This window comes from Paenibacillus sp. sgz302190 (genome assembly GCF_059820445.1).
Map to the genome: position 1 here is coordinate 24,896 of NZ_JBZYAO010000009.1, position 12,644 is coordinate 37,539.

General features: G+C 52.3%; 10 protein-coding genes. 1 reads left to right on the forward strand and 9 read right to left on the reverse strand.

Annotated features, from left to right (window positions below; all coding sequences use genetic code 11):
* Positions 1–133: 133 nt before the first annotated feature.
* From AC6RNO_RS12595 to AC6RNO_RS12605, 3 genes are all read right to left on the reverse strand, one after another.
* Positions 134–1,723, reverse strand: a complete 1,590-nt coding sequence (locus AC6RNO_RS12595) for a response regulator (RefSeq protein WP_497105635.1) — start codon at positions 1,721–1,723, stop codon at positions 134–136.
* On the reverse strand, positions 1,720–3,573 hold the full coding sequence (locus AC6RNO_RS12600; protein ID WP_497105636.1) for a histidine kinase: 1,854 nt from the start codon (positions 3,571–3,573) through the stop codon (positions 1,720–1,722). Before AC6RNO_RS12600 ends, AC6RNO_RS12595 begins: the two co-directional genes overlap by 4 nt.
* A gap of 93 nt (positions 3,574–3,666) precedes the next feature.
* Entirely contained in the window at positions 3,667–5,616 is a 1,950-nt protein-coding gene (locus AC6RNO_RS12605) for a beta-L-arabinofuranosidase domain-containing protein (protein WP_497105637.1), read from the reverse strand.
* Positions 5,617–5,780: 164 nt separating this feature from the next.
* On the opposite strand from AC6RNO_RS12605, the gene AC6RNO_RS12610 reads away from it, so the two are divergent.
* On the forward strand, positions 5,781–6,680 hold the full coding sequence (locus AC6RNO_RS12610; RefSeq protein ID WP_497105638.1) for a helix-turn-helix domain-containing protein: 900 nt from the start codon (positions 5,781–5,783) through the stop codon (positions 6,678–6,680).
* A gap of 64 nt (positions 6,681–6,744) precedes the next feature.
* Here the strand turns inward: AC6RNO_RS12610 and AC6RNO_RS12615 are convergent, their stop codons facing one another.
* From AC6RNO_RS12615 to AC6RNO_RS12640, 6 genes are all read right to left on the reverse strand, one after another.
* Positions 6,745–7,938, reverse strand: coding sequence for an ADP-dependent glucokinase/phosphofructokinase (locus tag AC6RNO_RS12615; protein ID WP_497105639.1), 1,194 nt, complete (start codon positions 7,936–7,938; stop codon positions 6,745–6,747).
* Positions 7,935–8,759, reverse strand: coding sequence for an ABC transporter permease subunit (locus tag AC6RNO_RS12620; protein WP_497105640.1), 825 nt, complete (start codon positions 8,757–8,759; stop codon positions 7,935–7,937). Before AC6RNO_RS12620 ends, AC6RNO_RS12615 begins: the two co-directional genes overlap by 4 nt.
* 1 nt (position 8,760) lies before the next feature.
* Entirely contained in the window at positions 8,761–9,669 is a 909-nt protein-coding gene (locus AC6RNO_RS12625; protein ID WP_474681156.1) for a carbohydrate ABC transporter permease, read from the reverse strand.
* Positions 9,670–9,723: 54 nt separating this feature from the next.
* Positions 9,724–11,079 (reverse strand): extracellular solute-binding protein, encoded by a 1,356-nt coding sequence (locus AC6RNO_RS12630; protein WP_497105641.1) that lies wholly within the window; start codon positions 11,077–11,079, stop codon positions 9,724–9,726.
* Positions 11,080–11,173: 94 nt separating this feature from the next.
* Positions 11,174–11,710 (reverse strand): D-lyxose/D-mannose family sugar isomerase, encoded by a 537-nt coding sequence (locus AC6RNO_RS12635; protein WP_474681158.1) that lies wholly within the window; start codon positions 11,708–11,710, stop codon positions 11,174–11,176.
* 18 nt (positions 11,711–11,728) lie between these two features.
* Positions 11,729–12,592, reverse strand: a complete 864-nt coding sequence (locus AC6RNO_RS12640; protein ID WP_488436397.1) for a ketose-bisphosphate aldolase — start codon at positions 12,590–12,592, stop codon at positions 11,729–11,731.
* Positions 12,593–12,644: the final 52 nt, after the last annotated feature.

Genomic DNA, 12,644 nt, shown 5'->3' on the forward strand with positions numbered 1-12,644 from the left:
GATGGCTCCCCTCTTCATAAGACTGATTTTGGCTTACCTCTTTATTATGGGAAGGAGCGTCCGCGCGGACAATCGAATATGTCCTCATGCTCTTTGTTTTGGTAAGATGATTTCATAAAACTTCATACAAACTTTATAAAAACCGCTTCCGGTATTCCGTTGGCGTCACTCCGATATGCTTCTTGAACGCCATGCTGAAATAGTTCGTATCCGTAAAGCCTACCTGTACGGCCGTATCCAAAATTTTCAGCGAAGGGTCCATCAGCAGCTCCTTGGCCCGTTCGAACCGGATCCGCGTCGAGAATTCGCCGAATGTTTCGCCCGTCGCCTGTTTGAACCGCATGCTGAGATATTTCGGACTAATATTCAGGTGTTGGGCCAGATTGACCAAGCTGAGGTCTTCGGACAAATGGCAGCGAATCCACGCCTTCGCCTGTTCGATCATCTTGTGCGCCGGCACTTCCCGGGACTGGCGGATCATCCGGCTGACCTCGGCCATATAAGCGGTCATAAAGTCAAGCAATTCGCCGAGCGTCCGGCAGTTGTCCAAATCCATCAAAGGGCTGGCGTAAGAAACGGCCTCGCTTCGCAGCCCGGCTTCCTTGAACAGCCGCATGACGAACAAAATAAGGTGCGAAGCGACCAGCTTCACCTCGCTCCAGGACATTCCCCGCAATTCCTCGGACCATTCCCGCAAAACGTTTAAAACGTTCCCGTCATTGCCCGCCCGCATCTCGCTCAGCAAATACAGCTCTTTGTTGAGCAGCCGGTTAGGAGGCGACACCGTTAGGCGAATGGACGAATACGGAATCGTTTGCCCGCACCCGACGATCGCCTTGTACTCGACCGCGCGCAGCGCTTCGATATAGGCGGTATGAACTTGCCCCACCCCCTTGACCTGGCCGCTGATCCCGATGCTGACCTCCGCTTTCAAACATTCGCCGAAGACGCTGCGCAATCGTCTGGCAATTCCGCTCAAGCTGTCGCTGCCGGCTTCCGGACAAACGACCCAAACAATGACTCTGCAAGAGTTGTCATTCAAAATATGTACACGCTCAAACGACTCCAGCGCTTGCTCAACGAGCTTGCGGAACGCATACCGGCTGGGCTGGGAATCCTGGCCCTGATGACCGTCCGTTTGCGGCTGGCAATCATCCAACTCACTGCAAATTACGGCGTAACAGCTGTCATCATCGAAATGTATGCCCAAAGGAGCGAGCAAAGCCAAGCATTCGCCCAATGGGCGCCGCTGCTGCAGCAGCTCGATCATCCACTGCTCGTAGGCCGCCTTGCTGTAGGAATCGACCTGCTGCCGCAAACGGTCCAGGTTCTGATGCTGGCCCGCCCGCTTTAGCGCCCGGTGCTTCGCTTTGCGCAGCGCGTCATGCAGTTCGTCGCGGATCACCGGTTTGAGCAAATAATCGGACGCTTGCAGGGAGATCGCTTCTTTCATCAGCTCGAATTCGTCGTATCCGGTGAGAAAAATAATCGGGATGTCCTCGTTGTCTGCGCGAATGCGCTGGGCCAGCTCCATACCGTTCATTTTGGGGATGTTGATGTCCAGCAGCACAATATCCGGCTTTACGATGCGGTAGACGTCCCACGCCTGTTCGCCGTCTTCCGCTTCGCACGCGCACTCGAGCGCCAACTCGTCCCACAAATCCGCCTTTTTGAGTCCTTCGCGTATATAGAACTCATCATCCACGATCATGACCTTGATCAATTTCCATCGCCTCCAGTCACATACTTTGCTTGCTGCAAGCTATGCTGCGAAATCGCAGGCATCGTTACCGATACGGTCGTATAAGCCCCTGCCTCGCCGGAAATTTGCACCCCGAACTGCTCGCCGAACCGGAGCCGCAGCCGGTCGTGGACATTTTTCAAGCCGTAAATTTTGCCCGGTTGGGCGTCTCTCAGCGAATCCCTGATTTCCTTCAACCTTTCCTCCGTAATCCCTTGCCCGTCGTCGGTAATATGAAATTTCAGCACGCCATCCGCCCATTCGCCGGTCAGCATAATCATGCCTGTGCCCGTCTTGTCCTTCATGCCGTGATAAATCGCATTTTCCACAAGGGGCTGCAAAATCAATTTCGGCACAAAATACGCCATCATGCCCTCGTCCACTTCGGAAATCCATTCGAACTTGTCTTTGAAGCGGAACTGCTGCACTTTCACGTAGGCGGAAACATGCTCAAGCTCATCGGCTGCGGTGATCAAATCGTTCCCTTTGCTCAGCGTGATGCGAAAAAATTTGCCGAACGCCCCGATGACATCGCTCATGACCGGCTGGTTGTTGGCAACGGCAAAACCGTTGAGCGCCTCCAGCGTATTGTACAAAAAATGCGGATTGATCTGGGCCTGCAGCACCTGGATTTCCGCCTCCTTGCTCTTGAGCAGAGCGTCGTACACCTGCTGGTTCAGCCGCTGGTTTTCCTCGGTCATCCGCACGAATTTGGCGCCGATCTGGCCGACTTCATCGGCCGTATTGAACTTGTAGCTGTCAGCGGACGTCAAGTGGTTGACGGCCATCATCGAGCGCAGCCTGTGGAGCGGGCGGCTGACGGAATTGCTGAGCCGCAGCGCAATCAGCCAGCCGATCAGCAAAACAAACAAAAACGTTTTGATCGTAATCGTGCCGATTTCGTTCGCATCCTCAAACAGCTTGTTGTATTCGATCATGTTAACAATTTTCCAGCCGGTTCTTTCGTTCGTCATGGCGGCGCCGATATACGTCTTCCCGTTCCAGCCCAGCTTCTGCCTCGTGACCGATTCGGTCAGATGGAACTTGCGCAGCACTTGAGCGGCCCCGCTCTCCTGCTCCCCGGCTAATTGCGGCATATGATACAGCAGCTCGCCCTGCTCGTTCAGCACGAAAATTTGCGATTTCTCCGACTGGTTTAAAAATTGCAGCCCCTGAAAAAATACCGCTTTATCGATCTCCAGCATCACGAAACCGAGATTCTCGTAATCCCCTTCCGTTTTTTTCAGCAGCTTGCCGACGATCATCCGGTTCGAATTCGCGCTCGCATTATTGCCGGCAAAAGGGTCCTCATTGATCCAGAGCAGCAAATTGCGCTCCAGCAGCTGCTTGTAATAGCGGTTCGCCATGTCCGGGTCCAGCAGGTGCCGCGAGCCGAAAAAGACGGAATCGGCGATGCTCCCCCGGTAAAACTGCTTTTTTTCGCTGCCATGCTTGGCATAAATCAAATAAGACGTTATGAACGGCTTCGTTTGCGTGTAAACGTTCATCAGCTTCGTCACTTTGTCGACATTGAGAATGTACTCAAAATCGTCCACGGACTTGTTGGACAAAATCCGCTGTATTTCCGCGTCGCCCAATATGACATTGGTTAGGTCGCTCAATTCCTTGATGACCCGGTCCATATAAAGCTCCTCCATCCGCAGCGAAGCGGTCGCGTGGTCCATCGCATTGGAGCCGAGTTTTTTGGCGGCGATCTGGTAAAACGTAATGCTGAGCAGAACCATCGGAATCAGGATCAAATACGTCGCGAATAAAAAAAACTTGCCGCGGATCGTGCGCACACTGAGCGATTCTTTCAAATTGCGGAACAAACCAAGCACCTCCCGATCTGTCAATCATCGCTGCCTAACGATACAAAAATTCCCCGGCTTCATGAACCCGCCAGGGAAAAATCGTCTATTCGCTTATTTGCGGTACTCATGGAGCCACACGGCGAGCTCGCCCGGTTCCCGGTTCGCCCATGCGTAATAAGGGATCGCGCGGATCGGAACCGGCGTTCTTTCGTATTCGGCGGTCGCATATAAGCTGTCCGAATCGGAGCCGCCGGCCGACCGCCACGCTTCGCCGTCGAGAACGGTCACCCCATCCAGCAAGTCCGGCTGGAATGCTGCCGAGAAACGCGAGCCCGCCGTTACCCAGAGGTCCCGCAAGTTGCCGCCGTTGTCCGCCTCCTCCAGGCAAAATACGATCGGACCGCGCTGCAAAGCAAGCTTCCCGGCATTTTCCCGCACTTTCGGATGAGCGCGCACTTTTTCAACCGGCATCGGAAGCGTCATTTCGATGCTGTCGCCGCTCCGCCATTCCCGCTTTATTTTTGCATAGCCTTTGTGCGTGCAATCGGCAAGATCGAGCGGGGCTCCGTTGACGGCAATGCGAACATCTTTGCACCAAGCGGGCAAACGGAGCGCTATTGTGAACTCGCCCATCTGCTCCGCCTCCCCCGCAACGGTCAGCGTTACGCGCTCATCCCACGGATAATTCGTTTGCTGGCGAATTTCCACGCCGTTTCCGTGAATCGTTTGCCGCACGCTGCCGCCTATGTACAAATGCACGAACAATTCCTGCTGCCCTTCATCGTAGGAGTAGATGTACTGTCCGAGCGAAGCGATCAGCCTGGCGATGTTCGGCGGACAGCAAGCGCAGCCGAACCACGGCATCCGCTCCCGCTGTACCGACCGCAAATCTTCGCGCAGGTCGCAGGCGGCCGGCCAAACTTCAAGCGGGTTGACGTAAAAATACCGTTTGCCGTCGAGCGAGATGCCGCTGAGAATGCCGTTGTACAGCACGCGCTCCATGACATCGGCGTATTCCCGGTCCGCTTCGATTTGCAGCAGGCGGTTCGCCCAGAACATCAGGCTGATCGCTGCGCAAGTTTCCGTGTAAGCCCGGTCGTTGGGCAGATCGTAATCCACGGTGAACGATTCCCAATATTCATTGGAACCGATGCCCCCCGTAATGTACATCCGCTTCTGCGTCACGTTGCGCCACAATGTCTTGGCAGCTTCGAGCAAGCCTGTATCGTTATATTCGGCCGCAATATCGGCTGCACCGCTGAACAAATACAGCGCCCGGACCGCATGGCCTTCGGCGGTTGTCTGCTCGCGCACAGGCAGATGCGCCTGAAAATAGTCCGCCCTGCGCTTCGCCACCCGGTGCTCGGTACGCTTCTTCTCCTCATCATCAAAAAAATAGGGCTCCCGGCCGCGTTCCTCGACGAAATATTTGCTCAGCTCCAAATATTTGCCGTTGCCGGTCGCACGATACAGCCTCACCAGCGCGAGCTCGATTTCCGGGTGTCCGTCATATCCGCGAATTTGTCCGGGTTCCGGGCCGAAGACGGCGGCGATATGGTCGGCATAACGGGTCATGATGTCAAGCGCTTTCTTTTTCCCCGTTGCCTCGTAGTAAGCGACTGCCGCCTCGATCAGATGGCCCGCGCAATACAGCTCGTGATCGTCGCGCAAATTGGTCCATTTCCGCCCGGGCTTTGCCACCGTGAAGTAGGTGTTTAAATAACCGTCCTCCTGTTGAGCACGTTCCAGCAGCTCGATCACTTCGTCGGCTATGCGCTCCAGCTTGTCATCCCGCTTCAGGGAGACGGCGTAGGCGGCGGCCTCCAGCCATTTGGCCAGGTCGCTGTCCTGGAACACCTGCCCGTAAAAATCCGCCTTCAACTCTCCGGCGGCAATCCGGAAATTGTCCACCGTATGGCTCGGTTCGGTGTCCGGAATCGTATCGTTCAACGCATCCCACTGGTAAGGAATGGCGGTCTCCCGAATCAATTGCTGACGCTTCGACCAGAAAAAATCGTCAATCTTGACCTGCTTCAAAGGAATGGCGCGCATTGGCTTCATAGGTTTCCTCCCTTAGCCGTCCGGCTACATTTTGTACCAATGGCTTAATGATAGCACCGCGGCCCTCATTCTGTCGGCAGTCTCAAACCAACAATAGGTGTACAAAACTTACCTTTTTGGATAACATAGGGAGGTAATCAGCCGGAAAGGATGTGGCCGCTCCAATGAAGCTTCTGAAAGCGAACATAACCGCCCCAATTGAATTCATATCTGGAGGACAATTCGAATCCGGCGCGCCCTGGATACATTCGCGGCGAACGATCGACAGCTTCGAGATGATTATCGGCGTCAAAGAAACGCTTTATATCGAGCAGGAAAATGTTCAATACGCGGTAAAACCCGGGGACATGCTGCTGCTGCTGCCGAACCGCATCCATCAGGGCTGCGCGCCCAGCCGCAAAGGGCTTTCCTTCTACTGGTTCCACTTTATATGCCCCGGCGAGCACCATATCGCCGACGTTCAAACCGTCGCCGATGAAATCCGTCTGCTGCAAACAGACCCGGAAGCGCACCGCTTCAACACGTCCGTGTACATCCCGCTATATTTCAAATCCCCGACCATCGAGCGCATCAACATCATCTTTCAGCAATTGCAGCATCTCAATAACTCGAATTATTCCACCCGGTTCGGCGTCCATTACTTCCTGACCTCGCTCCTGATCGAATTGTCGGAACAGGCGATTGCCGGCTTTCATCCTGCGACCGCCCGTCCCCGCCGCGATGAGGACAATACGATGGCACGGATCGCCGAATGGGTCCGCATTCATGCCTCGGAACCGATTTCCGTCACTGAAATTGCCGATAAATTCAGCTACAACAAGGACTATTTGTCCCGCTGCTTTAAAAGAAAGACAGGCATGAATTTGCTGGAATACATCCATGTCCTGCGCATTTCGAAGGCCAAGGATTTGCTTTTTCGGACAACGCAAAGCATCAAGGAAATTTCTTATTCGGTAGGCATCCGCGATGAAAAATATTTCATGAAACTGTTCAAAAAATACGAAAAAATAACGCCCACGGATTTCCGCAAGGCGTACTATATGACGCATATGAATAAGGAGTAGGCAAGGCCATGTCATCGTGTTCCCGATGCACCGGGGAGGAAGAAGCGGCCTGATCGGATCGGGATCAAGCCCCCTCATTCTCCCCCGGGGCCGCCGAAATTGGCGCAGTCAATAGCAAACCGCCTGTAAAGGTATCGCCTAGTCCTACCGTGCATACCGCCCGGGCTTTCAATGCGGGAACGATAATCACGCTGTCTGTTTTTTCCGCCGCTTGCGCCAGTCTTGCTCCCCGCGGATGCGGCTGCAGCGCCGATTCCCACGTTTCGATTTCGGAAAGCGTGCAAAAACGCCCTTCGGCAGCTTTGGATGCCGCAAATCGAACGCCGTTGCTCAGCGCCTCTTTCCACCCGGAACGGCTCCCGCTCGTTACGCACGCAGCGAACTGATGCGTATGGACAATTAAGTTCGGCGCTTTAAACAGGTTGTGCGCTTCCAGCAACATGCCGATCAGCCGGTCATCGTTCAGCTCCAGCAGCGGCCGCTCCGTTGGAAACAGCTCGCCCAGTTCATCTTCGTTTAATCCGATGCTTTGCACCAGCGGCCCAAGCTCATGAATGATGCGATACTGATCGTCCCTCGAAAATATCGCCGCCAATTCCAGATGAACAGGCAGGCGGCATTCGCCCAGCGTCTGCAAAAATTGTTTGGTTTCCGCCAACAATTCAACCATATCCTCAGCGGCATCGGCAGCGTTGTATCCCGATATAAGCAGCCAACGGCATTTGTCCGGCTTATTTCGCAAACGCTCCGCAAAACCGGGGGCAATCAAACGTTTGCCAAACTCTTTCAAGCCCCGCAGAATGATCCGGTTGGAGACGTCCTCCCGATTGTACTCCAAAATATAATGAACAGCAGGGCGTCCGTGTTCCTTCAATTCCATTTCAAGACCGCTTTGGGAAACGAGAAAATCGAAATCTTTCGACCAAACGGGAAAATTAACGACGGCGCCATACCCCGCTGCGCAAACAGCGCTTGCCGCCTGCAGGCCTGTTCCGCCTACGGCCCAACTCCAATCCGTCAGGCTGTCCATCTCCGCTAAAACGCTTTCATTTGTAATGATATATTCCGCGCCGCTTCCCCTTTGAACGCTCCAAACAATCGCTTTGTACAACTCATCCCAAGAGGAAATATAAGATACCGGAGGGGCGGCAGACATATTTGGTAATGTACATCGTTGTTGAATCCGGTCTAGCAGGGCTTCATTTAATGTTCCCGTCGCATCGGCGTTGGCCGTAAAACCGCAGGCGATTCGTATCATCCTTTTACCGCACCACCTATCAAACCTTTAGTTAATTTATTTTCAAAAAGTATAACGATGAGAATTAGCGGCAAAGTAACGACGATGGAAGCGACGGACATATCGCCCCACGGGACATAAAACATTTGGGGAAATAAAGCGATGCCTACCGGAATTGTCTGCGATTGAATGTTATTCGTCAGCGTAAGCGCCAACAAAAATTCGTTCCATGAGGCGATGAAAACGAGCAGTCCCGCAGAAACAATACCCGGCATGATTAAAGGCAGCGCAATTTGCCAGTACGTTCGGACAATCCCGCAGCCGTCCACCGCCGCAGCTTCCTCAAGATCGCGAGGCAAATCCCGAAAAAATCCGTACAAAAGCCAAACGGATAAAGGCAGGCAAAACAGCATGTAAGAAATAATGAGTCCGGTATAGCTGTTGTAAAAACCGATTTGTTTCACAAACGAATACAGCGGAATGACCACGGCAATTTGCGGAAACATCGAGGTTGCCAAAAATAATCCGAGGGCAAGCCCTTTTCCCTTAATCGGCAATCTTGCGATCGAATAGGAAGCCAAGCTTCCTAAAAGAAGACAGATGAAAGTAACGCTGACCGCTACGATAGAGCTGTTGGCAATGAATCGGATAAAATTCGATTCCAGCACATTTTTATAATGGGATAGCGTAAATTCGGGCGGTAAAATAGGAGGCAAAGAATTTAAATCGCGATCAAGCTTAAATGACGTAATGATTTGCCACAGAAACGGTCCGACATTAAAAATTATAACTGCGGCGTACAGCAGCAAAAGAAACGCTTTCACTATTTGTTTGCGCTGCATATCAGTTTTCACCTTCTATCCAAACATAGGTGCGGCGCAGCAAATATTGGATGATCACAGCAAAGATAAGCACGGATACGGCCATCACCGCCGCCATGGAAGCGCCATACCCGACCTGTGTCGCGGAAAACGTCGTTTTATACGCGTAGCTCGACAACACTTCCGTCGAGTTGGCCGGTCCCCCGCCAGTCAAGACGTAGATCAAATCAAACACCCGATAAGCGTCCAATGCCCGCAATAAAAAAGCAGTCAATAAGGTTGGCAAGAGCAGCGGGAATGTAATGAGCCGGAACCGCTGCCAGCGGCGCACGCCGTCAATATCCGCAGCTTCGTATATTTCTTCCGAAATCGTTTGCAGGCCTGCAAGCAGGATGAGGGCCATGAAAGGCGTCGTTTTCCACACATCCGCAATGATGACCGCCCACAAAGCGGACGAACTGTCGCCCAGCCAATTTTGGTAAGACCCGATGATTCCCGCTTTGGCAAGCAGATAGTTGATCAAGCCAAAATCGCCGTTGTACAGCCACTGCCACATCCTGGCGGAAATGACCGTTGGAATCGCCCATGGAATAAGGACGCTCACTCTGACCCATTTTCGGCCTGGCAGCTTTTTGTCGAGCAGCAGAGCGATGCCGAGTCCCAATACGGCTTCCAAAATAACTGAAATCATCGTAAACAGCCACGTATTCTTATATGCAACCTTAAACCATACATCGCCCGCTAAGTCGACATAATTCCTTATTCCGACGAACGCGGATACCGGATTAATAAATGTCGTGTCGTAAAAGCTCAAGATGAACGTCCGCATCAAAGGATAAAATCCGATCACCATTAGAATCAGCAGTGCGGGAGCTATGAACAAATATCCGGCCAGCATCGATTTATGCTGTCTTTTCATTCTTGGCATCATCTATGACCACCTTTTGAGCTGCGCGGACAACGCAGCTCATGGACTTGGGCGCAGTTATTTCAACAGGTCGTTCATTTGCTTGTCTAGGTCGGCCAGCGCTTTATCGATCGGCATTTTATCTGCCAGCACCGCGGAAATGCCGGCCTGCAGCTTCAGCGAGATTTGCGGATATTTAGGGCTAACCGGGCGGGCGATAGTGCCCCTGAACACATTGTCGAGATTGGAAAGAAGCGGCACGCTTTTCTTGAGCTCTTCATCGGCCAAAACCGCCGGACGCGTCGGACTGAACGCCATTTTTTTGGCAAAGTACAGCTGCGATTTTTCGCTGGACAAAAATTTAGCGAATTTAACGGCCGCTTCTTTATTTTTGGAATTTTTCGCAACCATAAATTGATATCCGCCCATGGCGGAAGCGCTTTTGCCTCCGTCAAAAGACGGCAGCGGAGCGACGCCGACCTTTCCCGCTACCTTCGAGCTTTTCTCGTCTTGCGATACGTTCCAGGTATACGACCAATTGCGCAGGAAAATCGCATTTCCGTCCGTGAATACGGTTCTGCTCGGTTCTTCGTCGGACGACAGCACAGAGTTCGGACTCAAGCCGCTCGCGATCGAGTCTTTCATAAATTGCAGCGCCTTGGCGGCTTCCGGGCTGTGGATGACCGGTTTTTCGCTCTCATCCAAAACCGCTCCATTGGCGCTTGTCAAAAATTCCACAAAATCGCAAACGAGAACCTCAGCCTGCTTCGCTTGCCACATGAAGCCTTGCAATTTGGAGTTGTTCTCTTTTTCCTGTATAAGCTTGGCGGTTTTCGCCAATTCGTCCCACGTTTTGGGCACGGGCTGATTGTATTTGTCCAGCAAATCTTTGCGGTAAAACAGCATACCTCCGTCGACATACCAGGGCACGGCCATCAATTGCTTCTTATAGGTTAGCGCGCCGATGACTCCGGGATAATATTTATCTTTATCCGTAATGTACGCATCCGTCGGTTCCGTCCATCCGGCGGCGGCAAATTCGGGCACCCAAATGACATCGCCGGTAAATACGTCAACATCGTTTTGTCCGGAGGATAAGGCGGTGACCAAATATTGATGTATAGCCGTGCTTTCCGAAGGAGCGGGGAGTTGATTCACTTTGACGGCAATATCAGGATTTTCCTTTTCGAATTGTTTGACCAATTCCGTCCAGGAATCTTCGCCAAAAGTTTTCATCCCGGCAAAATTGATGGTTACTTTCGGAGCCGGCTTTGCATCTGAACTTTGAGCGGATGCCGATGCCGATGCTGCCGCACTTGGCGACTGGGCTGCACGATCCCCGCCGGTTACTTGCGCTTGCCCTCCGCATCCACTGATTGCGGCCACAACCATACATGCGGGAACGGTTAAAGCAAACCAACGTTTTTTTTGCAAAATCAACGCCTCCCCATTCATTTTTGAAAGTCGATCCACATCGCCGCACGATATGTAAGCGTGTTCAAATCGGCGTAAACATACGGCTGTATGTTTAAACCGTTCTTACGACCCGCGGATCGGTAAACACGTCATACTCATCCAAGCTTATGGAGGAAAACTCGCTTATAATGGCTCCGTCGGCTCCGGCTTGAAACCAATGCTTGACATTAGGCCGAATCGTATACTGCTCCCCCGGGCGCAACATAATTTCGTGCATAGCCGTATAAAACGCTTCATCGCCACGTGGCACGCAGCTCTTGATATGAGGCGCCGCCTCCCCTTCCACATAAAGATACACAAGACCCGAACGGCAGCGAAAAGTTTCCTGTTTGCCCGGATTCCCGGCATCGATCGGAGGATGGGCATGTTCCGCACAAGTTTGCCCCGGGAACAGTACAAGCTCTTTTGCACAATAACGAGGCATGTTGACATAAGTAAATAATTGCAATCCGGTTCGCTGCAAATTTCCCAGACCAAAATCCGTAATCTCAATTTGCGATTGTTCGCCGGGAGTAAGGACAATTCCCGCGCTTTTGAAATAGTCCATCGTTTTTTTCCTGGCTTCTTCCCTTTCCAAATGAGTCAGCATATACCCAACTCCCCGAAATTAGTATAGGGCGCTTTTCCCGGTTGAACCGAATAGCTCCATTTTTTTCAATATCAAAGCTTTGGCGGCTTCGATAGGGGCCGGAAATAAAACCGTCGGCTCGCATTCTTTTTCGCGGGCTGCGAATTCCGCGCGCATTTGCGTGAAAAATGCTTTTTTCATTTCCGTCGAAATGTTCACTTTGCTAATACCGAGCCGGATCGATTCGGCTACTTCTTCGGGAGCGTTATCGGAACCGCCGTGCAGCACTAAAGGAATGGGCACTACAGATGCAATTTGCTTTAAACGTTCCAGCTGCAGCTTTGGCTTTCTGGATTTCGGATACATGCCGTGAGCGGTGCCGATAGCTACAGCCAGCGTATCGATTCCGGTCAGAGATACGAATTCCGCCGCTTCTTGAGGGTCTGTATACATGATCTCCTCCTCTCCCCCTTCCATGCTTCCTTCCGCTTGGCCTACCGTACCGAGCTCGGCTTCGACGGAAACCCCCACCGACTTGGCGATGGCCACAGCCTCGCGGGTTCTTCTTACATTTTCTTCAAAGCTGTATGTAGACGCATCTATCATGACTGACGTAAAGCCGCAGCGAATCGCCCGGATGATCTGCCCGTTCGCGGCGCCGTGGTCCAGATGAATAACGACCGGCACTTTAACCTTGTTCGCCGCTTCCCGGCAAAACGCCACAAAGCTGTCCGTCAAAAATTCAAGCTCGGAAGGATGGATTGCCAAAATAACCGGAGATTCGTGCGCTTCCGCCGTTTCCAGAATTGCCCGTAAAAATTCCCCGTTGCCGACGTTAAAAGCACCCACAGCAAATTTATTTTTGTAGGCAACCGACAACAACTCGCTCATCGTCATTAACATAGATCATCCGTCTCCTTTAATTGGGTTGTATTTCCATGATCATATTAACAAC